The 23,772-nt window shown below is 65.9% G+C and carries 22 protein-coding genes; 6 read left to right on the forward strand and 16 right to left on the reverse strand.

Translation table 11 applies throughout. The features are described from left to right. Positions 1-43: 43 nt before the first annotated feature. A complete protein-coding gene (locus tag PATSB16_RS01140) occupies positions 44-817 on the reverse strand; it encodes a putative hydro-lyase (RefSeq protein ID WP_047216063.1) in 774 nt (257 codons plus the stop codon). 132 nt (positions 818-949) lie between these two features. Here PATSB16_RS01140 and PATSB16_RS01145 point away from each other — a divergent pair, with 132 nt between their 5' ends. Next, positions 950-1,888 (forward strand): LysR family transcriptional regulator, encoded by a 939-nt coding sequence (locus PATSB16_RS01145; protein ID WP_047216064.1) that lies wholly within the window; start codon positions 950-952, stop codon positions 1,886-1,888. A 134-nt stretch (positions 1,889-2,022) separates the two neighbouring features. Beyond that, positions 2,023-2,334 carry a cupin domain-containing protein gene (locus PATSB16_RS01150; protein ID WP_047216066.1) on the forward strand — a complete coding sequence of 104 codons (312 nt, stop codon included), beginning with the start codon at positions 2,023-2,025 and terminating at the stop codon, positions 2,332-2,334. Between the two features lie 30 nt (positions 2,335-2,364). Here the strand turns inward: PATSB16_RS01150 and PATSB16_RS01155 are convergent, their stop codons facing one another. Further along, a complete protein-coding gene (locus PATSB16_RS01155) occupies positions 2,365-3,276 on the reverse strand; it encodes a LysR family transcriptional regulator (protein WP_047216067.1) in 912 nt (303 codons plus the stop codon). Positions 3,277-3,421: 145 nt separating this feature from the next. Here PATSB16_RS01155 and PATSB16_RS01160 point away from each other — a divergent pair, with 145 nt between their 5' ends. After that, positions 3,422-4,885, forward strand: coding sequence for an MFS transporter (locus PATSB16_RS01160; RefSeq protein WP_083566634.1), 1,464 nt, complete (start codon positions 3,422-3,424; stop codon positions 4,883-4,885). Here the strand turns inward: PATSB16_RS01160 and PATSB16_RS01165 are convergent. From PATSB16_RS01165 to PATSB16_RS01175, 3 genes are read right to left on the reverse strand one after another with little or no spacing between them, the layout of a single operon-like run. Further along, a complete protein-coding gene (locus tag PATSB16_RS01165) occupies positions 4,795-6,009 on the reverse strand; it encodes a YbfB/YjiJ family MFS transporter (protein ID WP_047216068.1) in 1,215 nt (404 codons plus the stop codon). The two genes, PATSB16_RS01160 and PATSB16_RS01165, sit on opposite strands and share 91 nt — an antisense overlap. 1 nt (position 6,010) lies before the next feature. Then, the gene (locus PATSB16_RS01170; RefSeq protein WP_047216069.1) at positions 6,011-7,306 is read right to left on the reverse strand and encodes an MFS transporter; all 1,296 of its coding nucleotides are present in this window, start codon (positions 7,304-7,306) and stop codon (positions 6,011-6,013) included. A 47-nt stretch (positions 7,307-7,353) separates the two neighbouring features. Further along, a complete protein-coding gene (locus PATSB16_RS01175; RefSeq protein WP_047216071.1) occupies positions 7,354-8,427 on the reverse strand; it encodes an NAD(P)H-dependent flavin oxidoreductase in 1,074 nt (357 codons plus the stop codon). Positions 8,428-8,516: 89 nt separating this feature from the next. Here PATSB16_RS01175 and PATSB16_RS01180 point away from each other — a divergent pair, with 89 nt between their 5' ends. Further along, on the forward strand, positions 8,517-9,422 hold the full coding sequence (locus PATSB16_RS01180; protein WP_047216072.1) for a LysR family transcriptional regulator: 906 nt from the start codon (positions 8,517-8,519) through the stop codon (positions 9,420-9,422). On the opposite strand, the gene PATSB16_RS01185 is transcribed toward PATSB16_RS01180, so the two are convergent. The 3 genes from PATSB16_RS01185 to PATSB16_RS01200 form a co-directional block, all read right to left on the reverse strand. Next, on the reverse strand, positions 9,419-10,675 hold the full coding sequence (locus PATSB16_RS01185; RefSeq protein WP_047216073.1) for a sensor domain-containing phosphodiesterase: 1,257 nt from the start codon (positions 10,673-10,675) through the stop codon (positions 9,419-9,421). The genes PATSB16_RS01180 and PATSB16_RS01185 overlap by 4 nt on opposite strands. 171 nt (positions 10,676-10,846) lie before the next feature. Further along, a complete protein-coding gene (locus PATSB16_RS01190; RefSeq protein ID WP_047216075.1) occupies positions 10,847-11,704 on the reverse strand; it encodes a helix-turn-helix domain-containing protein in 858 nt (285 codons plus the stop codon). 278 nt (positions 11,705-11,982) lie between these two features. Further along, entirely contained in the window at positions 11,983-12,798 is an 816-nt protein-coding gene (locus tag PATSB16_RS01200) for an acetoacetate decarboxylase family protein (protein WP_047216076.1), read from the reverse strand. Between the two features lie 437 nt (positions 12,799-13,235). Here PATSB16_RS01200 and PATSB16_RS01205 point away from each other — a divergent pair, with 437 nt between their 5' ends. After that, positions 13,236-14,432: a D-alanyl-D-alanine carboxypeptidase family protein gene (locus PATSB16_RS01205; protein ID WP_052892775.1), complete on the forward strand. Its 1,197-nt coding sequence runs from the start codon at positions 13,236-13,238 to the stop codon at positions 14,430-14,432. Here PATSB16_RS01205 and PATSB16_RS01210 read toward each other — a convergent pair. The 7 genes from PATSB16_RS01210 to PATSB16_RS01240 form a co-directional block, all read right to left on the reverse strand. Continuing rightward, positions 14,395-15,030 (reverse strand): riboflavin synthase, encoded by a 636-nt coding sequence (locus PATSB16_RS01210; RefSeq protein ID WP_047216078.1) that lies wholly within the window; start codon positions 15,028-15,030, stop codon positions 14,395-14,397. The two genes, PATSB16_RS01205 and PATSB16_RS01210, sit on opposite strands and share 38 nt — an antisense overlap. Before the next feature lie 2 nt (positions 15,031-15,032). Next, positions 15,033-16,154: a bifunctional diaminohydroxyphosphoribosylaminopyrimidine deaminase/5-amino-6-(5-phosphoribosylamino)uracil reductase RibD gene (gene ribD / locus PATSB16_RS01215; RefSeq protein ID WP_047216080.1), complete on the reverse strand. Its 1,122-nt coding sequence runs from the start codon at positions 16,152-16,154 to the stop codon at positions 15,033-15,035. Between the two features lie 14 nt (positions 16,155-16,168). Further along, a complete protein-coding gene (locus PATSB16_RS01220) occupies positions 16,169-16,678 on the reverse strand; it encodes a TPM domain-containing protein (protein ID WP_047216835.1) in 510 nt (169 codons plus the stop codon). A 5-nt stretch (positions 16,679-16,683) separates the two neighbouring features. Then, entirely contained in the window at positions 16,684-17,622 is a 939-nt protein-coding gene (locus tag PATSB16_RS01225) for a TPM domain-containing protein (protein WP_052892777.1), read from the reverse strand. Between the two features lie 11 nt (positions 17,623-17,633). After that, entirely contained in the window at positions 17,634-18,254 is a 621-nt protein-coding gene (locus PATSB16_RS01230) for a LemA family protein (RefSeq protein ID WP_047216082.1), read from the reverse strand. Between the two features lie 116 nt (positions 18,255-18,370). Then, positions 18,371-19,666: a glutamate-1-semialdehyde 2,1-aminomutase gene (hemL, locus tag PATSB16_RS01235; RefSeq protein WP_047216084.1), complete on the reverse strand. Its 1,296-nt coding sequence runs from the start codon at positions 19,664-19,666 to the stop codon at positions 18,371-18,373. Between the two features lie 137 nt (positions 19,667-19,803). Further along, positions 19,804-20,433 carry a phosphatase PAP2 family protein gene (locus tag PATSB16_RS01240; RefSeq protein WP_052892778.1) on the reverse strand — a complete coding sequence of 210 codons (630 nt, stop codon included), beginning with the start codon at positions 20,431-20,433 and terminating at the stop codon, positions 19,804-19,806. A 146-nt stretch (positions 20,434-20,579) separates the two neighbouring features. On the opposite strand from PATSB16_RS01240, the gene PATSB16_RS01245 reads away from it, so the two are divergent. Then, on the forward strand, positions 20,580-21,869 hold the full coding sequence (locus tag PATSB16_RS01245; RefSeq protein WP_052892779.1) for a glycerol-3-phosphate dehydrogenase/oxidase: 1,290 nt from the start codon (positions 20,580-20,582) through the stop codon (positions 21,867-21,869). On the opposite strand, the gene edd is transcribed toward PATSB16_RS01245, so the two are convergent. Then, a complete protein-coding gene (edd, locus tag PATSB16_RS01250; protein WP_062551247.1) occupies positions 21,864-23,681 on the reverse strand; it encodes a phosphogluconate dehydratase in 1,818 nt (605 codons plus the stop codon). The genes PATSB16_RS01245 and edd overlap by 6 nt on opposite strands. Between the last annotated feature and the right edge of the window lie 91 nt (positions 23,682-23,772).

Here is a 23,772-nt window from a genome sequence, read left to right on the forward strand (position 1 = left end):
CGCCGGCCGTGCCGCCATCGCACTGCCGGCGTATGGCGCCGGCTCAGAACACGGCCAGGCGTGAATTGGGAATGTCGGTCATCAGCATATGCCCCGGCTTATGCGTGATTGCGATCGGCAGGCGCGCCGCGCGCAGCGCTTCCTGAGGCGTCACTCCGCAGGCCCAGAAGACCGGAAGTTCGTTCGGCTTGACGGTGACTGGATCGCCATAGTCGGGCGCCTGCAGGTCGGCGATGCCGATCTCTCGCGGGTCGCCGATATGCACCGGCGCGCCGTGCACGGCCGGGAAGCGGCTGGTGATCTGCACCGCGCGGATCGCATCCGCGCCTCGCATCGGCCGCATCGAAACGACCAGATTGCCGCCGAACGGGCCGGCCGCGACGTTCGCCATGTTGGTGCGGTACATCGATACGTTCCGTTCTTCCTCGATATGCCGCAGCGGCACACCTGCCTGTGCCAGCATGTACTCGAACGAGAAGGAGCAGCCGATCGCGAACGTGACGAAGTCCTTTTGCCAGATTGTCTCCAGCGAATCCAATTCCTCAGCCACCTGGCCGTCCCGATAGACGTAATAACGCGGAATATCGGTCCGAATGTCGACGTCCCGGCCCAGCGAAGGCACCTGCCACTGGCCCGGCTCGCCCACGCCCAGCAGTGGGCAGGGTTTCGGGTTGAAGGTACAAAAACGCAGGAAGTCGTCGGCGTGAGCCTTGGGCAACACGACCAGATTGGCCTGGGCGAATTCGCCGCAGTAGCCGGCGGTAGGGCGGCGAAAGTCTCCGCGGCGAACTTGCTGCCTGAATTCTGAAGGGGTCATGACGTTATTCCGCGAGGGGCCAAAGAGGCATTGATCAGAGGATAAATTTAAATCAAATGCGTTGCTATCGAGTTTTTTTTATGAAAATGTATAGTTTTTCTTAACGACGGAATCACTTCTCCTGAGCCCTCCATGAATACGCGTTTCATCGAGACCTTTGTCACGCTGGCCCACTTGCGCAGTTTTCGTGCAACGGCGCGCGAATTGCATGCGACACCGGCGGCCATTTCGCTGCGGGTCAAGAGTCTGGAGCAGGAATTGGGCACCGACCTGATCGACCGCTCGTCAAAGACGTTCCGTCTGACTGCCAACGGCGAGCACCTGCTCAGCCACGCTCGCGCGGTCGTCGGCGCGGTGCGCAAGATGCAGGCCGCAGCACACGCGCAGGACCGCGTGCACGGCACGCTGCGCCTGGGGGTCAACGAATCGATCGTGCACAGCTGGCTGGCGCGCTACATCGAGGAGCTGGATGCGGCGTATCCGGAGCTCGAGGTCGATCTGACGGTCGACGCGAGCGGCGTGCTGCAGCGCCGCCTGCTGGCCGGTGAGCTCGATCTGGTGCTGCGCGTCGAGGGTATCGACAGCGATAAGGTCATGTCGGAGGCATTGGCGATATATCCGGTGCGCTGGATCGCGCGCCGAGGCCTGTTCTCGCCGCGCAAAAGCGGCCTGATCAAGCGTGTGCTGCAGCGTCCGGTGCTGACCTTCGGGCGGGGCACCGCGCCGCAGCGGGCGGTCGAGCAGATCATCGCCAGCCTGGCGGGCCAGGCGGATATCCCGGCGGGGCAGGTTCGCATAACCTGCTCGCCGTCGGTGGCGGCGATCGTACAACTGATCAGGGACGGCTTCGGCGTGGCCGCCATACCGGCGCTGTTCGTGGCAGAAGGCATTGCCAGCGGCGAATTCGTCGAGCTGCCGATCCAGCCCATCCCGCCCTCGATCGTCATTTCGATGTGCCGCCGGGTCGATGCCGGCAAGCATGTGCATGCCGCCGCCGCCGTGGCCCGTGCCGCCTGCGAGCAGTATTGCCGGCAAACCGAGCGCAACCTGGTCGAGGCGGTGCCCGATTGAGCGGCGTTCATTGCTTCGGTCGACAGCCGTGGCGACCGCCATGGCGCGAATAGCCCGGAACCTGTCCCGATTCGGCATTGCAGGCATGAATCGTCCTGCCTAGACTGGCCGGATCGTTTTGATCAGGAGGCAGCGTGCAATTTATCCAAAGCAGCGCATTTACCGCGCAACGCGCCTGGGGCGCACTCGACATCGCGAACCTGAACGGCATTACCGTGCGGTTGCATTGGACGGATGAACCCTATGTGTGGCACGTCAATGACGGAGAAGAGGTGTTTGCGGTCATGAGCGGACGAGTCGACATGCACTACCGCGAAAGCGGCGAGGAAAAGGTCGTGACGATGCTCGCGGGCGATATCTTCCACGCGACTGTCGGCACCGAGCACGTAGCTCATCCGATCGGGCAGGCGCGCATTCTCGTGATTGAAAAGGAGGGCAGCGTCTAATTGCGCGCGGCTCGACGGGGCGTGCCGCGGTTATCGAGCGTCAGGGCCGAAACGTTCGAGGACAAAATCGATGAAGCTGCGCAGCTTCGGCGAAATGCGCCGATCCTGCAAATACAGCAGGTTCAATGCGCGCGACGGCGGCGCGTAGGCGGGCAGCAGACGTACCAGACGGCCGGCGGCGATATCGTCGGACAGCATGATTTCCGGCAGCAGCACGATGCCCATGCCGGCGAGCGCCGCGCGGCGCAAGCCCTGCGCGCTGTCGGCCTGCAGGTGGCCCGCAATCGCGACGTTGATCTCCCCCTGCGGGCCGCTCATGCGCCACGACGACTGGGTCGAGCGCCATTCGGAGCGCGACGAATAGGTATAGGCGAGGCAATTGTGGCGCCCGAGTTCATCGGGGTGCCGTGGTTCGCCGTGCCGTGCCAGATAGCCGGGGGCGGCGCAGATAACGAGCCGATAGGGCGCCAGCGGGCGAGCGATCAGATTCGAGGCGGGCAGGCTGCCGATGCGGATCGCGGCTTCGAAACCTTCCTCGGCCAGATCCACCACGGTATCGGTGATTACGACGTCGAGATCGACGCCCGGATGGCGCGCCGCATAGTCGGCCAGCGCCGGTATCAGCCGCTCCGTGCCGAACGCGGCGGAGGATGTGATCCGCAAGCGACCCTTGGGCACCTTGTGCGACTCGAGCGCGAGCGCCTCGGTGTCTTCGACCAGGCCAAGGATTTCGACGCAGCGGTCATAGTAAGTCTTGCCGAACTCGGTCAGATGCTGCCGTCTTGTGGTGCGGTTGAGCAACCGTGTACCCAGATGCGCTTCGAGCGCCTGCAGGTGATTGCCCACCATCGTCGGCGACAAACCGCATTCCGCGGCCGCGGCCGACAGGCTGCCGCGATCGACGGTCAGTACGAACAGGCTCATCGCCTTGAAATGATCCATTACCAAATTTTTCTGGAAGATGATCCAAGTATAGGCATCTTTATCAAATTATTCGGATCAATAAAACTGGTCTCTGGTGCATGTCGCCGCCGGCTTGCCGGCGTGTGCGTGCAGATTTTGCTCATTCAACACCAGGACCTCTTTCATGTTGCCTCGCTCAACCTGCCGTCCCATTTCGCCGGGGTGGACGCTGGTCGCCGCCAGCCTCGGCTTCGTACTCGTCGTGCTCGACGTCACCGTCGTCAATGTCGCGATGGCGCGCATCCAGCTCTCATTGCAAACCAGCGTCACCGGCCTGCAGTGGGTGCTCAACGCCTACACGCTGGTATTCGCGAGCCTGTTGCTGACGGCTGGCGCGCTGGGTGACCGGCTCGGCGCAAAGCGCGTTTTCGTCGCTGGTTTCGTGCTGTTTACGGCGGCTTCGCTGGCGTGCGGCCTGTCGGGCAGCATTGCGGTGCTGATCGGCGCCCGGGCGGTCCAGGGCATTGGCGCGGCGCTGTGCGTGCCGGCCTCGCTGGCCTTGCTCAATGCCGCTTATCCTGAACCGGGCGCGCGTGCCAGGGCGATCAGCATTTGGGCTGGCGTGGGCGGCCTGGCCGTGGCGGCCGGACCGGTCGTGGGGGGCTTGATGGTCTACCGGCTCGGCTGGCCGAGTATCTTCTTCGTCAATGTACCCCTCGGTCTGGTGGGAATCGGCTTGACGCTGTTTCATGCGCCATCGGGTCCCAGGACACCCGGGCGCGGATTGGACCTGACGGGGCAACTGCTGGCCGTGCTTGCGCTGTCGGGCATCACGATTGCCTGCGTCGAGAGCGGTGCTCTAGGCTGGACGCACCCGTTGGTGATGGCTGGCTTCGGCGGTTTCGTCGTGGCAGGGGCGCTGTTTCTGATGGTGCAGGCGCGCAGCGCCGAGCCAATGCTGCCGTTGTCGCTGTTCCGCTCGTCGGTGGTGAGCGTGGCCTGCTGGACCGGGCTCACTGTCAACTTTGCGTTCTATGGACTGATGTTCGTGTTCAGCCTGTTTTTTCAGACAGTGAAAGGCTATTCGCCGCTGATGACCGGTCTGGCGTTCCTGCCGATGACGGCGCTGATAACCGTCGCCAACCTCGTCGCCGGCCGGCTGAGCGCACGCTTCGGCCCCACGGTGCCGATGATGGCGGGCCAGGCGATTGCCGCGTGCGGCTATTTCGCGCTGCTGGGCATCACGCCGGCGACCCGCTACGGTGTCATCGTAACGCCGCTGCTGGCGGCCGGCGTCGGCGCCGCGCTGACCGTGCCGGCGATGACCGCGGCCGTGCTCGATAATGCCCCTCGCCAGCAGGCTGGCATTGCCGCGGGGGCCCTGAACGCCGCGCGTCAGACAGGCGGCGTGATTGGCGTTGGTGTTTTCGGGTCGCTGCTCGCGAGCCGCGCGGGCCAGCCGCTGGGCAGTGTGCATTTGGCGCTGCTGATCGCCGGTCTGGCGTTGGTCGTCGGATGCATCTCGTGTTGGCTTTGGGGTGGCGTGCGGCGTGCGGATCACGACCGCCGTGAACTGTGTCCCACCACCAAATCGATGGCCAACGCCAGCAGCAAGGCCGCGACCCCCAGGACGAACAGCAGGCGGTAGTCGCCCCCTTGACTGGAGAACAAGTACGACATGCCATAGGCCGCGATCGCCTGCATGACGGCAAAGCTGGTGGTCGCGGCGCTCCAGGCGGTTTTCTGTTCGGCCGGATGGTGCGCGAGCAATTCATGCACGCGCCCCAACACCAGCGGAACGATACCTGGCGTGAAAGCGCCGACCACCACGCTCGAGAGCATCAGCCAGATCGATCCCAGTCCGAACGCCGGCAGCGACACCGCAATCGCCTGGATCAGATAGGCCAGCCGCAAGGCACGCCCGAAACCCACACGGTCGGCCAACAGGCCGCTGAGCAGCGGTCCGACCACGGCGCCCAGGCCGAATAGCACCCAGTATTCGGCCCCGACCTGCAGGCCCAGTCCGAGGCCGCGCGCGACAAAATCGACCAGAAAGATCATGTGCGGCACCAGCCCCGCGGCGTTCAGCGCATACTCGGCGTAGAGCGCGCGCAGCGTCGTGACTTGATGCGCGCGGCGCGGCTGCGCCGCTGCGAGAGCCGGCGCGGCATCCCCGCGCGGCCAGCTTCCCCAGGCGGCCAAGGTCAGCAGCAGCGAGAGCATACCCAGGCCAAGCCACGTCTGTGTCAGTCCGTGGCGCAGCAGCAGCGGCACCAGCGTGCCCGACGCGGCGATACCGACACCCACGCCCATGAATATCACGCCGCCGGCCAGCCCGCGGCGCGCTGGCGCGATGTGCGGCAGCACCGCCGGGGCCGCCAGCACCATCAGCGCGCCGCCTGCCAGGCCGGAGGCAAAGCGCCAAAGGAAGAACCACAGAAACGATACCGGCAATGCGCAAGCGAAGAATGCGGCGGTGGCCAGCGCCATCATCGCGCGAATGATCGTCGGCACTGCCATCGCGCGCGCCGCCGGGCGGGCGCTCAGCGCCCCGCCAAGATAACCGGCGAGATTGGCGGCCCCGAGGTACGCCGCCGCCGATGGGGCGAACCAGTGCGCACCGATGATCGCCGGCAGCAGCGGCGTGTACGCGAAACGGGCGATACCGATGCCCACGAGGCTGGCGCAGAAGCCGGCCATGGTGGCCCGCCATGCGCTGACGATGGGCGCTTGCGCGCCAGAGAGGCCCGCTTGGGCCGTGTTACCGTTCATCTCATTCTCCTGCATTGAGCAACGCCTCAGGCGTGTGCTGCGTCTTTCGCGGGCGGGCCCAATGATTGAGCCCGGCACATAACACCAGCAGCGACGCGGTGACGAAAAACACGTCGTGCAAGCCAACCCGGGCGCCGATTTGCCCGCCGATGAGCGGACCGACGACTTGACCAGTGAACTGGGACGACTGCAGATAGCCGAGCGTTTTCCCGGAGTTGTGTTCGGCTACCGAGTGACGCACCAGCTTGGCGATCGCCGGCAGCAATCCCGCGATGGTCATGCCCATCAGGCAGCGCAACACCGCCAGTTGCCACCATTGGGTCACGAATGCTTGCGGCACCATGACGAGCCCGGTTGCCAGCAGGCAGCCGATGATGACGTTCCAGGCGCCGACGCGGTCCGCCAGAGCGCCGAGGCGGGCGGCGGTCAGCAGGCTGCCCAGCGCCGAGCAGGCCATCACGATCCCTGCCATGCGAGCGAGGTGACCGGTGGGCACGCCGAGTTGCCCGATATAGACGGTGATGATCGGCTCGATCGACATATTGGCCAGCAACACCATCATTGCGGTGACCAGCAGCGCCGCCATGCGGGTACGGTCTGGCTTGGTGGGCGTGGCAGTTTGCGCGGCGGCGGCGTGCTTGGCGTCGGACACGTGATCGAACTCTTCACGCACCAGTGCGATGGTCGCGGCCGCCGCCACCGCGATCATTGCGCCGCCAACGAAAAAGGTCCCGCGAATACCGACCCAGTCGGGCAGAAAGCCGCCAACCAGCGGACCGACCAGGTTGCCCGCGAGCGCGCCGGTCGAAAGCACGCCGAGAGCCCATCCGGCCCGCTCGCGCGGTGCCTGGGTGCCGACCATCACGATCGACGCCGAGGCATAGCCACCGACCAGCCCGGCCAGCAGGCGAAGCCCGACCAGTTCGACCACGCTGTGCGCCATGCCGATGAGCGACATCACCACGGCCATGCCGATCGCCGCGCGTACCAGCATCGGCTTGCGCCCGTAGCGGTCGGCCAGGCGCCCCCACAGCGGGGCAGTGACTGCCGTGCCGAAGAAGGTGGCGCCGAATGCCACGCCGGACCATTGCACGACGGCCGACGGCGAAGAGATTCCCAACTCCTGCACGTAAAGAGGCAGAAATGGCAGCAACATGCTGAGGCTGACCAGGGTCGTGAAGGAGCCGAACACGCAGATCGCAAGGTTGCGCCGCCAGTACCGGGCGTTGCGCTCGGCGTAGCTGATTTTGGCGGGCTGCGCCGAGCGCAGCCCTGTTGAATGGAGACGGGGGGACATGAGGCTTTTTTGCTGCCGACAGGGGGTCGAGGGATGAACGGGCGTGCTTACATCGTCCGCACGTCGTTGAGTTCCTGCGCCAGGGTGGCGACCAATTCAGCCGCCGGCAGCGCGCGCGCCAGCGGCGCGCCTTGCCCGGCCCAGTGCGCCGCGAAGTCGCTGCTGCCCTGCGCGCTGGCTGCCGCATGCAGCCTTTTCGCCGCGTCGTAGGCGATCGGATAATCCGGCACCGGCGGCGACGTTGGCCCGCTCAGGTCGGTGACGAAGCGATTGACCAGCCCGCGTGCCGGGCGCCCGGAAATCGCCGCCGTGATGGCCGTGTGCCGCGCCCGTTGGCTGCTCAACGCCGTGCGGTAACTCACGTCGGCGGCCGATTCGGGACACAGGATGAACGCCGTACCAAGTTGCGCGGCCGCGGCGCCCAATTGCATGGCTGCCGCGATACCTCGCCCGTCCATGATGCCGCCGGCGGCGATTACCGGCCGCTGGGTTTGGCGGGCAATCAGGCGCACCAGCGCCAGCGTGCCGAATTGGGCATCGCCCTGGGCCGGATCGAAAACGCCACGGTGGCCGCCCGCCTCGGCGCCTTGCGCGATGATTGCGTCCACACCCGCTGCCTCGATCTGCGCGGCTTCCTCAGGCGTAGTGGCGCACCCCAGCGTGACGACGCCGGCCTCGCGCAACTCGCGCACCCAATCCGACGGCGGCACGCCGAAATGAAAGCTTACGACGGCTGGCCGTTCCTGCAGCAGCATCTCGAGCGCGCAGCGATCGGCAAGAAAGCCCTTGTAGATTTCGCCCAGCGCGGCGGGCGGGGTTGCGCCGAAGGATTCGAACCAGGGACGCAAATGCGCCAGCCAGGCCGTTTCCCGGGCTGAATTTGCCGTTGCGGGGCGATGACAAAAAACGTTGACATTAAACGGCCGGCCGGTGAGCGCGCGGGTGGCGGCGATCATCTCGCACGCTTTGTCGACAGAACTCGCGCCAATGCCGATCGAGCCGAGCGCGCCGGCCTCGGAGACGGCCGCGGCGAGCCGAGGTGTGGAGACGCCGGCCATTGGCGCCTGGATGATCGGATACTGGATCTTCAGCAAGTGCAATACTTCGTCGGTACGGTTCATGGCAAGCCACCTTGAACATTGAGCTTGCTTCGTATATTATCTTAAAAAAAGATTTATTCAATGTTTTTATTTTCATTTTGAGAATTTAAGTGGACCACTCGACCCTGGAAATTTTTTGTGTGGTTGCCGAAGAGCTCAGCATTACGCGTGCCGCGCAGCGGCTGGGCCGCGTGCAGTCCAACGTGACGACGCGCATCCAGCAACTCGAGGAAGAGCTCGGCGCGGCGCTTTTCCTGCGCGACAACAAGCGCTTGCGCCTGTCGCCGCAGGGCGAGAAATTCCTGGGATACGCGCAGAGCCTGCTGGCGCTCGCCGAAGAGGCGCGCCAGGTGCTGCACCCCGGCGTACCGGAAGGCCTGCTGAGCATCGGCTCGATGGAGAGCACGGCGGCCAGCCGCTTGCCGGCGGTGCTGGCGCGCTATCACCGCCAATGGCCCGAGGTGCAAATCCGCCTTTGCACCAATCCGTCGCGGCAGTTGCTGGAGGCTTTGCAGGCCCGGGCCATCGATTGTGCGCTGGTCGCCCTGCCGTTGCCGGCCAAGGACGAAGCGCCGCTCGATCTCGCGCAATTGGGTCTGGCCGGGCAACCGGTGTTTGGGGAGGAGTTGATGCTGGTGTTGCCGGCCGATCATCGACCGGTCAAGACTGCCAAGGACCTGACGGTGCGATCGCTGGCGGCGTTTCGCGGTGGGTGCACCTACCGCGCGTTTGCCGAAGACTGGCTGCGTGAGGCGTCCGGGCAAGCCGAAACGCCGTTCGACATCCAGGAGGTCGGCTCGTATCACGCGATGCTCGCCTGTGTTGCATCGGGGACGTGCGTGAGTGTGATCCCGCGCAGTGTGATCGAACTCACGCGCGAACCGGCGGCCGTGCGGCTAGTCGCATTGGGTCGCATCGACACTTGGCTGGTGTGGCGCGACGGCTATGAGACGCCGGCATTCGGGGCACTGCGAGAGGCGCTGGCGCAGGCGCGCGAGCCGCGCCAGCGGGGTTAGGACGCCTGCCAGTTGATGTCGACGCACAGCACCTGCATGCCGTGCGCGGTCGGCGCCGCGATCGAGGCGGTCACGCACAGATGCGCCTCATTGATCGATAGATAAGGCGCGGTGATGTGCGTTTGCCCGGGCGCGCGCATGGCTTCGATGAAATAGGGGCGGCGCGCCCAACTCGCGCCCTCGGAGTGCAGCAGGGGCCGGAACCGTTTGGCCCGTGGCGATACGTCGCCACCCGGCAGCACGTTATCGCCGACCTGGCGACCCGCGGCGTCGAGCAGGAAGCAACGCGCCGTATCGGGCAGCGCCAGCAGTTCACCGGCGGCTTGCGCGATGCTTTGCCCGTTGGCGGCAAGTTCGCTGGCCAATTCGAGAGCCGCGACGTAGGGTGCAAGGCGTGCCGCGAGCGTGCGCTCGCGCTCGGCCACGCGCAGTTGCAATGCGTCGGACAGCTGGTCCATGCATACCGCGGCTGCCAGCGGCTCCACCGGATCGATGCCGGGGCCGGCGAAATACTGGCCCTGCACGAAATCGACGTTGCATTCGAGCGCGATGAGCGCTTCGCGCTCGGTGCTCAGCCCGCCCATCAACACCAATTGCCCTGATTCGTGCAAGAGCGACACCAGCCCCGGCAACACGCGCTCCAGATAAGAGTGCTCGCTTGCCTGGGCGAGAATGCCGCGGTCGAGTGTCACGATATCCGGATGCAGGTGCCACACGCGATCGATATTCGAATGCTTGGCGCCAAATCCGCCGAGCGCGATCAGAAAGCCCGCCTTGCGCAAGCTCTCGACGATCGCCCCAAAGCGAGGCGTGTCCCCGCCTGCCTGCTCCGGCACTTCGAGCACGACGCGCTGTGGCGAGAGTCCGAGCGTTTTCAGGTTCGTCAGCAGCACGTCGCCATAGACCGTGTCGAGCAGCGCCGCCGGGTGCAGGCTCAGGAAGAGCCATTCGTCCCGACTGTCGAATACCTGGAAATTGCCCAGATGCAGAGACTCCGCGAGCCGTCCGAGTTCGAGCAGGTCGCCGCGTCGCGCGGCCTGCGTAAACACTTCGTGGGACGGCACCGGATCGCCCTGCGCATCGCGCGCCCGCAGCGACGCGTGATAGCCGATCGCGCGCCGGTGCGATACCGAGAATACTGGCTGGAACACGCTGAAGACGGTGTAGTCGCCGTAAAGTACGGTACGTCGATTGCCGTCTTCGCCGGCGATCGGGCGGGGTGGCTGAAAGCCGGGGGGGTCAATGTCGATCATGTCCGTAGGTCACGCCCAAAGTGCGCTCAGTTTACCTACAGAATAGCCGAGCAAGAAGCGTGCGCGGGCAATTCTACGCCGGCCGGCCGGGTTCGGCCGCACCGACGCCCGCCATGCCCATTTTCGGTGCAATCAGGGGCCGCGGCGGTGCGCCGCGCTTCCGCGCTTGCGTCAGCGATCGTGCCGGTGCGCCCGGAGGGTCTCGTCGTCGGTCTGCTCGGCACGGCGGACCGACGATTTCTGTAACGCCCCTGGGGCCGCGCCATGAATGCGCTTGAACACTCGGGTGAGGTGGGCCTGGTCGGCAAACCCGGTAGCGGCGGCGACGTCCGCCAGCGGCATGCCGTCGCGAATCAGTGCTTTGGCTTTGACGGCTCGCCAATTGCGCAGCCAGGTGTCGGGCGGTAACCCGTAGCGCTGCGCAAATCGCTTGCTCAAAGTCGTGCGATGCATTCCCCAGCGGCGTGCCAGTCCGTCCACGTCGGCCTTCGGCAGATCGCGCCCGTGCATCGATGCCTGCAGTTCGGCGCAAGCGTCGCCGCCCGTCACCGGAACCGACGGCATGTCTGGCGCCCGCGCGCCGTATTTCGCAAGCAGCTCGAGCAGCGCCAGCGAAATGGCCCGCTTGCGTTGCTCGTCGGACAGGTCAGGGCGGGTGAGCGCTGCGGCCCACCGCTCGCACAACGCGGTGTCCGAGATGACCACCGTGGGGAAGCCGACAGGCGCACCGTGAGTCAGCATGGCATGAGCGTCGAACCACTCGGTCTGGAGATAAGCCATGCCATAGGCAAGCGGCGCGGCCGAGGTGCCGCCGGTATGCACCGCGCGCGGCGGAATGATTACCATATCCGCCTGACGGGCAATGTGCTCCGTGCCGTGACAGGAAAATGTGCAGCATCCGGCGACGATTGCGCCGACCGACCACGCATCGTGGAAATGGGGTTGGAAATGATAGGCCTCGAGGGCGGCGTTCATGACTTCGCCCGGCAGTGTCGTGCCGCAATACCAGGTAAAGCTCGATATCGTCATTTGCGCCTCCGCGACCGTCCAGCCGAACCCGTAACCCTAGCCGTTGCCGCGCGCCGCGCGCGATCAGCCACGCGCTACGCGGAGGCTCGCCCACGCGCCGGGCCGCGCAGGGCCACCAGTCCTCGCCGAACGGCAGATAGACGCGTACCCGATAGCCCATGCTGCGTAGTTTAAGCTGCCAATCGGTGCGCAGGCCATACAGCAGCTCGAATTCGAATCAGCGCCGTGCGCCTGCCAGGCCGACGAATCCAGCGCGATCATGCCATTCTGAATGGAGGTCACGGTGTCGGCTCCGTGTAATCGTCGATCAACTGCAAGTCGTCCACGCTGAGCGACATGGTCATGCGAAACCCTCGCCCCACCGACAGCGGCCCGAATGCCGCGAGCTCGAGGCCCGGATGATCGAACAGGACGAGCGACGCATCGCCGACCATGAGGTTTTCGACCGCGACATTGCGGGCCCGCAGTTGGACGAGCTCGTGGACGGCTGGATCGTCGTGTCGGCCCGCGCTCAGACGCGCGAAATGGCGAACATTGAAGGTCGAGGCGAAGCCGGGATCCGGTAACCGATCGCTCTTGCTGTGCAGGGTGACTTGGGCGTCGGCGACACGCCGGTCGCGAAACGCCAGCGAAGCGGCAAAGCGTCCGCCGGCGCCGGCCGACGGCGAGGCGGGCGAACGCACGCCGTAGCTGCGGGTGATGGCGGTGCGTCCAAATTGCTTGGGCCAGCCCTGGATCAGACCGCGCATCAGCGCCAGATCCTGATCCACCCAGATGAATGGGCAGAACGATGCGCTCGCGCCATCGCGCTCGCAGGCCATTAGAAGAATGGTCTCCCGATATTGGCTGGCGACCGGATCCAGATATTCGAGACCGGCATCCGTGGCAAATTGCCATTCGCAAAAAAATATCGCGCAACGCCCCTCGCGCGCGCCGCGGGCCGCCGTCAGCCCGTCGGGAAGATGCGCGGCAAGCGCTTGCGGATCGGCCTCGAATTCAATGGACAAAGCCTCGCCCGCATAGTGCCACGGCGGGCGCGGCGCGAGCGACGAGCGCCCGGCGGGCGTGCGGGGAATGGAATAGCCTTGCAGCATGCTGTCTCCTTGTCGTGTGCCACGGAGGCAGTTTGGGCGCCGGCGGGCAGCACGTCTTGAACGCCAGTGCCCGGTGACGCGGCATACCGATGCGGGCTGCCCGGCGTCACGCGATTGTGATCCGGCGCGAGGCCGCAGACGGGAGGTTACTGACCGGTGGGCGGCACGCCGACGCCGGCACGCTTGGCGCGCGGTGCGGTAACTAGGCCACACCCGGGTGTCGCGCGCCGCCTCGCTCCTGTATATTGACGGCTTAATTGGCCAGCAACGGCATTTTCCCCTGCTGCTTCGGTCAGGGGCCAGTCATATTGAAGGAGATAGGGTAATTGGACGCGGCGCGAGCCTGGATAGTCATCCAGAAAAAATGGACTGCGGTGCTCACAGCGGTTTTTGGCTTGGTGGTTTGCGCTGCGATATTCCCGGCTCGGGCGGCCAGCATGATCGGCGTGCCGACGTTTCCGGGCACCGACTGGATCGTCATGGATGTCACCAGCGGGCGCGTTTTGTCCGAGCACGGCGCCCACACGGAGCGATACCCGGCCAGCCTGACCAAGCTGATGACGCTCGAACTCGCATTCGAGGCGTTGCACGCCGGGCGGCTGAAGCTCGATACGCGAATTCCCGTGAGCCGGGCCGCCGCCGGGGTTCAGCGTATGCGCCTCGACCTGCGGCCCGGCCAGACCATCACGGTGCGTCAGGCGATATTGGGCATGACGACACTGTCGGCCAACGACGCGGCGACCGCGCTTGGCGAGTATCTCGGCCACGGCAGCATCGAGCGGTTCGCCCGCGCCATGACGGCCCGCGCCCATGCACTGGGCATGCTTCACACGAGCTTTCGCAATCCATCCGGATTACCCGATCCCGAGCAAGTGGTCGACGCTTACGATATGGCGGTCCTGGCTCGTCATATTCTCGTGACCTATCCGCAGTACCGCTATATGTTCGCGGTGCCCAGCTTCGTGTTCGAGGGGCGCGTGATCCACAATCTGAACGGCATGCTCGGACACTACCCGGGCGTGATCGGCATGAAAACCGGTTATACGGATGCCGCCCGTTTCAATGTCGTGACTGCGGCGGTGCGCGATGGCCGGTTGCTGGTCGGGGTCGAGCTTCATGCGCAGTCGTGGAGCATGGCGTATGGCACGATGGGCAAACTGCTTGACGCCGGGTTCGCGTCGGATGCCAAACCCAACGAGATGCTGGCGGCAAATCACCATGTGCCGCCGGCCGTGGCCGATACCGCTGTCGATGCGACCGACCCCGCCGTCCCGGTGCAGTCGCTTGCGCGCCGACGGGTGCGGGTCACGCTGCCGGCGCCGCATCCGTCGCCGCGCCATCTGCTGGCTGCCCGCGCGGATCACGCGAACAAAGGTGGCTCGGCCAACTGGACCGCGCAGGTTGGCGCTTACGACGGTTATGCCCTTGCGCGCCGACAGGCGGCCCTGTTGCGAGACGTGCGGCATGGTGAGGCACGCGTCGTCGGACTGTTCCGACACCATCGCCGCATCTGGGTGGTGCGACTCACTAGATTGACCGAGTCGCGAGCCCGCGCGACCTGCGCGCGGCGAGACCTGCGCGGCAAGTCCTGCTTCGTCATTGCTCCGCGCAATGAAGTGTTGGCGGTGCGCTGAGCATCCGCTCCACATACCGCGCAATCAAATCGATCTCGAGATTCACCCGGCTGCCGGCCTGCAAATGGCGCAGCGTCGTGACGGCCACGGTATGCGGGATCAGGTTGATGGAAAACTCGCAGCCGTCGGCCTGGTCGGTCACGCGGTTGACCGTCAGGCTGACGCCATTGACGGTGATCGACCCTTTATAGGCGAGGTATTTACCCAGTTCGGCCGGCGCCAGGATGCGCAGTTCGTGCGACTCACCGACCGGAGCGAAATGCGTGACGGTGCCCAGGCCGTCGACGTGGCCTGACACCATGTGACCGCCCAGGCGGTCGTGAGGGCGCATGGCTTTTTCGAGGTTGACCTCGCCGGGCGCGTCCAGACCGATGGTCTTGTTCAGGCTCTCGCGTGAAATGTCGACGTCGAAACTGTTGCCGACCTTGGCAACCACGGTCATGCAGGCACCCTGGATGGCAATGCTGTCGCCGATTGCGACGTCGGACAAATCCAGTTCAGGAGCGGCAATGCGCACCCGGACTCCGCTGTCGGCATCGCCGTCGATCGGCGTGACTGCATCAATGCGGCCCACGGCCGCGACGATTCCGGTAAACATGCTTAACTCCTTGCTGAGGGGGCTGTGTCCGGCCGCACGATGCGCGCCATCAGGCGCAGGTCGGGGCCGAACTTGCGGGTATCGTGAAATTCGAGCGCGACGCCCTGCGTGAGCGTATCGATCGCCGGCAGATTGAACATGCCGCGTGCGTCGCCCAGCAGGCAGGGGGCCAGGTACACCAGCAGCTCATCCACGCAGTGCTCGCGCAACAGCGAACCGTTGAGCTTGAAGCCGGCCTCGACATGCAGTTCGTTGATGCCGCGCTGCGCCAGCGCGCGCAACAGCGCCGGCAAGTCGACCTTGCCGTGGGCATTGGGCATATCGAGCAGATCGATGCCCAGCGCACGCAGGTGCTCGGCACGTGCCGGATCGCCATGGGCATGCACCACCAGCACGTTGCCGCCCGCGAGGATTCGCGCACCAGGCGGCACGTCGAGTGCGCTGTCGACCAGCACACGCAATGGCTGGCGAGGCGTGGCGATGTCGCGTACGGTGAGTTGCGGATCATCCTCGCGTACCGTGCCGATGCCGGTGAGCAGCGCGCAGGCCCGCGCGCGCCACCAATGGCCGTCGGTGCGCGCGGCCGGACCGGTGATCCATTGACTGACGCCGTTGTGAAGCGCGGTCTTGCCGTCGAGGCTGGCGGCCACTTTCAGGCGCACCCACGGCAAGCCGCGCGCCATGCGCGAGACAAAACCGATGTTCAATTCGTGCGCCTCGGTCTCGAGCAGACCGCAGCGCACATCGATGCCAGCCTGACGGAGCATGGCAAAGCCGCGGCCGGCGACCTGCGGATTGGGATCTTCCATCGCCGCGATCACACGCGCCACGCCGGCCTCGATCAGCGCATTGGCGCACGGCGGTGTACGGCCGAAATGGCTGCACGGCTCGAGCGATACATAAGCGACTGCGCCGCGCACCTCGTTGCCCCGCGCGCGGGCGTCCTTGAGCGCCTGGATCTCGGCATGATCCTGGCCGGCCGGCTGCGTGAAGCCCTCGCCAATGATTTCACTGCCGCGCACCAGCACACATCCCACCCGGGGGTTGGGCGTGGTGATGAACATGCCGCGCTCGGCCAGTGCCAGCGCACGCCGCATGAAATCGAAGTCTTGTGCGGAAAACATGAATATGCGGCCTTCTAGAGCATCAGCGGCCGGTCGCTGAGTTCGTTGACCTGCAGGCCCGCGCGGGCGGGCAAATGGGTCACGGCAATGGTATGCAGTTCGGCCAGCGCGGCCAGTGCGCTCTGCAGATACTGCTGCTGGCGGAAACCCTGGCTCAGCAGCTCGACGACCTTGCTCCAGGCGCCGGGCTCGACGGTCTCGGTAATGGCGCGGTCGGCAATCAGTTCGATGTCGCGATCGGCCACGTTGATGTAGATCAGGATACCCGTGTGCGCCTCGGTGCGCCCGATATGCAAGTGGCGAAACAGGGACTGGGCGCGCTGCCGGCAAGTGCGCCCGTACCATACCTCGCGCAGCGGCATGGCGGCCTCGATGACGAATCGGATCTCGCAACGGTGCGCAGCCTCGCTGGTGCGGATGGCCGCCTCGATGGCGTCGAGCGTTCTGGGTGGAAACAGCCAGCGCGCATGCGCGTGCAGTGTGCCGAGGTGACGAAAGAAACGGGAGATATCGCGTCGTCGCATCGTGTTCACCAGTTGCCTGAAGCGCCGCCGCCGTCGAAGCCGCCACCGCCGCCGCCGTCGAAGCCGCCGCCGATATTGCCACCGATGTCGCCACCGCGGTTGCCGAAGTCGCCGCCGTTGCGCCAGCCTCCCAATCCGCCGATGCCGAAGCCCCCGAGCCCGCCACCCAGCATGCCGGTCCCGAAGCGCCCGCGCTGCCCGGAGTACACCCGTTGATTGGGGTCGTCGCCGTCGGGCGGACTGCCGCCGGTGGGCGGGCGGCGTGGGCGCTCCAGCGAGAGCACCAGCACCATCACGCCGAGAATGAACAGCAGCGGCAGGAAATCGTGCCATTCCGAATTCGGCGCTTTGGCCGCCGGCAACGAGGCCGGGGCGGGCAGATCGGATTGGGTCACCAGGCTCTCGATAACGGCCACGCCGGCGCTCAGACCGCCGTAGAAGTCACCCTGGCGAAAGCGCGGCGCCATGACGTCGCGCAGGATGCGCCCGCTCATGACATCGGTGAGCGTGCCTTGCACACCCAGGCCTGTCTCGATGCGCATGCGTCGCAAATCGGGCGGGTTATTCTTGGCGATCAGCACAATGACGCCGTCGTCGATGCCCTTGCGGCCGGCTTTCCAGGCGTCGGCCACGCGAATGCTGTACTGGTCGATAGTCTCCGGCGCGGTGCTGGGCACCATCAGAATAAAAATCTGGCTGCCGTGCTGCTTTTCGTACTGTGCCAGTTGGGTCTCGAGCGAAGCGCGCTGGGCCGCGCTCAGCGTCTGGGTCAGGTCGGTCACCCGTGCGGTGAGCGGCGGCACCGCCACCTGGGCCGCATCATCAGCCAGCGCCAGCGGCGCGAGCCAGCAACCGCACAGCAGCACAAACCAGGCCGCCAGCCACCGGCGCAGCGCGTGGGTATGGCGCTGGCTCGGCGAGAATGGGGCAAGCAAGTGCGTCATCGGAACGCCTTTCAGAATTTGACCGCCGGTGCCGTCGAAATGGCCTTTTCGTCCTGTACCGTGAAGTTCGGCTTCGGATGATAGCCGAACATCTTGGCCGTCAGATTATTGGGGAAGCTTCGCACCAGTACGTTGTATTTCTCGACGGCCTGAATATAGCGCGCGCGTGCAACCGAAATGCGGTTTTCTGTACCCTCGAGTTGCGACTGCAGATCGAGGAACAGGCTGTCGGCCTTCAGTTGAGGATAGTTTTCGCTGACCGCCATCAGGCGCGAGAGCGCGCCGGTCAGCTGGCTTTGCGCCTGCTGGAAGCGCTGGAAGGCCGCCGGATCGTTGAGCACTTCGGGGGTCACCTGAATGCTGGTGGCCTTGGCGCGCGCTTCGGTCACGGCCACCAGCGTCGATTGTTCGTGCTTGGTATAACCCTTGACCGTATTGACCAGATTCGGCACCAGATCAGCGCGGCGCTGGTACTGGTTGACCACTTCGCTCCATGCCGCCTTGACCGCCTCGTCCTGCACCTGGATCTGGTTATAGCCGCAAGCCGACAGCAGGCTCGCCAGCAGGCCGATGACCAGCCAACGGGACCAGCGCAGCAGCGCTGAGGAAGCATCGAGGCGAGCAGCAGACATGTCTTTCCTTTCCTGACAGAGTGGGCCAGCCAGCAAGATAGCACGCGAATGGCCCGATGCATCACATCCCATTGCGGGCTGTCGCCGGGGGCGCGAGCCGCCCGATGTCGTTCAGCTTACGCGATTTCCTTGAAGGCCTCGCGAGCGGCGTCGAGCGTTTGCGCCAGCACGTCCTCGCCGTGGGCGCTCGAGACAAAGCCGGCTTCGAACGCGCTCGGTGCCAGATAGACGCCACGCGCGAGCATGGCGTGAAAGAATTTATTGAAACGCGGCACGTCGGCCGCCGTCGTCTCCGCGTAGCTGACCGGAATCTCCGGGCGGAAGTAGAGTCCGAACATGCCGCCGGCGCTGTCGGCCGAGAACGGCACGCCGGCTTCTGCGGCGGCTTCGCTAAAGCCTTCGACGAGTTTGGCGGTCTGCGCCGCCAGACGGTCATGAAAGCCCGGCTGCTCGATCAGCCCGAGCGTGCTCAAGCCGGCGGCCACCGCCAGCGGATTGCCCGACAGCGTGCCGGCCTGATAGACGCCGCCCAGCGGCGCCAGGTGCTGCATGATCTCGCGCCGCCCGCCGAAGGCCGCGGCCGGCATGCCGCCGCCGATGATCTTGCCCAGGCACGTCATGTCCGGGCGAATGCCGTACAGCGCCTGGGCGCCGCCCAGGGCAACGCGAAATCCGCTCATTACCTCGTCGAAAATCAGCACCGCGCCATGGGCGCTGCACAATTCGCGCATGGTTTGCAGGAAGTGCGGCGTGCCGCGCACCAGATTCATGTTGCCGGCGACCGGTTCGACGATGACCGCGGCGATCTCACTGCCCTGAGCGGCGAATGCGTCGCGCAATTGCTCGACGTTGTTATATTCGAGCACCAGCGTATGGCGCGTGACCTCTTCCGGCACGCCCGCCGATGACGGCGCGTTCTTGGTCGAGTCGGCGAAGGTCAGCAGGCCCGAACCGGCCTTGACCAGCAGGCTGTCGGCATGGCCGTGATAGCAGCCCTCGAACTTGATGATCTTGTTGCGACCGGTAAAGCCGCGCGCCAGCCTCAGCGCGCTCATGGTGGCCTCGGTACCGCTCGATACCAGCCGCACCTGCTCGATGGACGGCACCAGCCGGCATAACGTCTCGGCCATCAGCACTTCGGCCTCGGTCGGCGCGCCGAAGCTGAAGCCCTGATGCAGCGCGGTTTCGACGGCGCGTACGACGTCGGGGTGGAGGTGGCCGACGATCATCGGCCCCCACGAGCCGATGTAATCGATGTAACGCGTTCCTTCGGCATCCCACATATAGGGCCCCTCGGCGCGCGCGATGAAACGCGGCGTTCCGCCAACCGAGCGAAAAGCCCGGACGGGGGAGTTGACGCCGCCGGGAATGGTTTGCTGGGCTCGCTCGAACAATGCTTGATTGGAAGACATGGAATTCACCTGAGGACAAAGTCGATCGGCTGGACAGACTGCGACTGCCCGCTTGCCGTCGGGCAGCGCGGCAACGGGCGCGCTGCGGATCTGGAGTAATTCTAACGGATGCGGCTGCCGACCGGGCGCGGGGTGCTTCAGGGTCTGAGCCAGCCGCGCGCGATCGGGCGCGCCAGCACGGCGCGGTAGATCGCTTCCAGCGCGGTTTGCAGCGTGCCGCACAGGCGCCGCCCCGGGGTGCTGCCGACCAGCAGGCAGGCACTGACGGCGACGAGCAGCGCGGCAACGATATCGAGCGGCCAGTGCACGCCGAGAAAAATGCGTGCCCACGCGGTCGGGAGCGTCAATAGCAGCAGCGCCCGGCCGCTGCGGCGCGGCAGCGGTTCGGCCGCGCGCAGCAGCACGAGCGCGGTGACGAGCATGATGGTGGTGTGATCGCTGGGCAGCGAGCTGTCCGGCGCGTGGGGCAGGAAGTTGGTGCCGAAATGGACCATGAACGGCCGTGGATGGAAAAATGCCTGGCCGATGCCGGCGTTGACGAGCAGCGCCACGGCGACCGCGGCGACCGCCGACACCGCCGCGCGGCGCGCGCCGCCACCTATCAGCCAGAGCCCCGTGAGCCACAGCGGCACCAGGTAGATCAGGCCATTGGCCAGCACGGCGGCGGCGGCGAGTTGCCAGGCGGGCGTATCGGCCGGGGCATTGAGCCAGAGAAACGAGATGTGATTGAAGGCTTCCATCGACAAAGGCAAGACGGCAACGGGCATTGAGACTATCACATGCCCCGTGAGTTCTGCGCCGGGCGGACGATTTCCGGGCTGTTACGGCCGCGCTGCGGCGCATCTGCCCGGTGGCGCGATTACAATGGGCGCCATCGCCAGGCACTCGACTTGCCGAAGGAACGCTGCGTACCATGAAACTGGATGTATCCCCCGAACTCCCGGACGCGCCCGCTCAGCCGCGCGGCGTACCTCTGCCTCACGAGGCGGCTCGGGCCGCCGGTCTGGCGCGCCTGCGCATCGACCGCCAATGGGATGTGATCGTCATTGGCGGCGGCGCCACCGGTCTGGGCTGCGCGGTCGATGCCGCCTCACGCGGCTTCTCGACGGTGCTGGTCGAGGCGCGCACGATCGGCAGCGGCACATCGTCGCGCTCGAGCAAGCTGGTGCATGGCGGCGTGCGGTATCTGGCGCAGGGCAATATCAAATTGGTGCGCGAGGCGCTGCACGAGCGCGCCACGCTGCTGCATATCGCACCGGACATCTGCCACGCGCTGCCGTTCGTGATTCCCTGCTACCGGTGGTTCGAGCAGCCGTTTTACTGGGCCGGCATGAAAATCTACGATGCGTTGGCCGGCCGCCGGCGCCTGGCGCCGGCCCGATGGCTGTCGCGCCGCGCCACGCTGGCGCGCGTGCCGTCGCTCAAGGCCGAGGGTCTGCGCGGCGGGGTTCTCTACTACGACGGCCAATTCGACGATTTACGCCTGGCGCGCGCGCTGGCCAATACCCTGCACGAGCTGGGCGGCGTGGCGCTCGAACACATGAGCGTGACTGCCGTGCCGCTGCGGCCCGACGGCCGCGCACAGGGCATCGAGGTGCGCGCCGAGGACACCGGCGAGCGCTACACGCTCAGCGGCAAGTGCGTGATCAACGCGACCGGCGTGTGGGTCGACACGATCCGCCGGCTGGCCGACCCGAGTGCCGAGGCACTGGTCTCGCCCAGTCAGGGCACGCATCTGCTGCTCGACGCGTCGTTCTGGCCGGGCGGGCATGCGCTGCTGATTCCGAATACCGCTGACGGGCGGGTGCTGTTCGTGCTGCCGTGGAACGGCAAGACGCTGATCGGCACCACCGACGTGCCGCGCGAGGACACGCCATTCGAGCCGCAACCGCGCGACGAGGAGATTGATTTCCTGCTGCAAACGGCCGGTCAATATTTGAGCCGCCGGCCTGGTCGGGGCGATATTCTTGGTCATTTCACCGGTTTGCGCCCGTTGGTCAGGGCAGGGGCATCGTCTACCGCCGAGCTCTCGCGCGAGCATCTGATCCGGGTCGAGCGCGACGGCATGATCACCGTCACCGGCGGCAAATGGACCACTTACCGGCGCATGGCGCAAGACACGCTGGACACGGCAATCCGTATCGGCCAGTTGCCGCCGGCGCCGTGCCGCACCGAGCGCCTGAAGCTCGCCGGCGCTTCATGACGCATCGGCGTTGCCAAACAACACCGACGCGCCGAGCGGCGCGGTGCCGACGTGGTGCCGAAACAATCCGAGCATATTGCGCCATGGGTCGAGCGCCCGCTCGGGTGGTGGCGCGACCTCGCGGCGCGCCATATCCTCGTCGCTGACTTCGCAATTCAAACGGTGGGTCGTCGCGTCGAGTTCGACCATGTCGCCGTCGCGCACGCGCGACAGGGGCCCGCCAGCGATCGCCTCCGGTGACACGTGAATCGCCGCCGGGACCTTACCCGAGGCGCCTGACATGCGCCCGTCGGTCACCAGCGCCACGCGATGCCCCCGATCCTGCAGCAGACCCAGCATCGGCATGAGTTTGTGCAACTCGGGCATGCCATTGGCCCGGGGCCCCTGGAAGCGCACGACCACCACCACGTCTCGCGTCAGCTCGCCGGCCTTGAATGCGGCCTGAGCTTCCTCCTGCGAGGCGAACACGCGTGCCGGCGCACGCACGCGATGCTGCTCGGGCTTGAGCGCCGAGGATTTGACGACGGCCTGCCCGAGGTTGCCGCGCAGCACGCGCAGCCCGCCCTCGGGCGCGAACGGATTACTCAGCGGGCGCACGATCGATTCGTCGAGGCTGGCTTGCGGCGCGGGCCGCCAGCATAGTGTGTCGCCTTGCAGACCGGCCTCCTGCGTGTATGCATCCAGACCCGCGCCCATCACGGTGTCGACGCCGGCGTGCAGCAGGCCGCCCGCGAGCAGCTCCCGAATCACGAAGTTCAGACCGCCGGCAGCCTGGAATTGGTTCACATCGGCCGATCCGTTCGGATAGATACGACTGAGCAGCGGCACCGCCTCGGACAGGTCGGCGATATCCTGCCAGGTGAGCAGCAGGCCCGCGGCGCGTGCCATTGCCACCAGATGCAGCGTGTGATTGGTCGAGCCGCCTGTGGCCAGCAGGCCGACCACGCCGTTGATGATGGCGCGCTCGTCGAGCATCGCCGCGAGCGTCGCGCCGTTGTGCGCCAGCGCCACCGCGCGCGCCGTGGCGGCTTGCGTGAGCGCATGCCGCAGGGGCGTGCCGGGATTGACGAACGACGCGCCCGGCAGGTGCAGCCCCATGAATTCCATCAGCATCTGGTTGCTGTTGGCGGTGCCATAGAAGGTGCAGGTGCCGGCGCCGTGATAAGCGGACAATTCGGCGTCCAGCAGCTGTTCTCGACTGACCTCGCCGGCGGCGTATTGCTGGCGGATCAGCGACTTCTCATCGTTGGGCAGGCCGGAGGGCATCGGACCTGCCGGGGCGAATACCGCGGGCATATGGCCGAAGCCAAGCGCGCCCATCACCAGGCCCGGCACGATCTTGTCGCATACGCCGAGAAAGATACCTGCGTCGAACACCTGATGCGACAGCGCGACGAGGGTCGCCAGCGCGATGATATCGCGCGAGAACAGCGACAGCTCCATGCCGGCATAACCCTGCGTAATGCCGTCGCACATTGCCGGCACACCGCCGGCGACCTGTGCGCTCGCGCCATGGGCGCGCGCGGCCGCCTTGATGATGTCGGGAAAAATCGCGAACGGCTGATGCGCGGACAGCATGTCGTTATAGGCCGAGACGATCGCGAGATTGGGGTTGTGCTCGGCGCGCAGCTTCAGGCGGTCGTCGGCGGGCGCGGCCGCCATTGCATGGGCCAGGTTCGCGCATCCGAGGGCGGCACGCCCCGGTTGGGTGCGCCGCGCAAGGTCGATACCTGCCAGATAGGCCAGTCGCGTGTCCCTGCTGCGCGTGCGAAGGCGCTCGGTGACCGCTTCAAGGGTAGGGTGGATTGCCATGATTGACCGGAATTCGCCTCGGGACTTGTGTTTGAGTGTAGTTAAACTACACTTTAGTGTCAAAAATGTTCTCTTTTAACTACATAGGCCC

Source organism: Pandoraea thiooxydans, from assembly GCF_001931675.1.
GTDB lineage: Bacteria > Pseudomonadota > Gammaproteobacteria > Burkholderiales > Burkholderiaceae > Pandoraea > Pandoraea thiooxydans.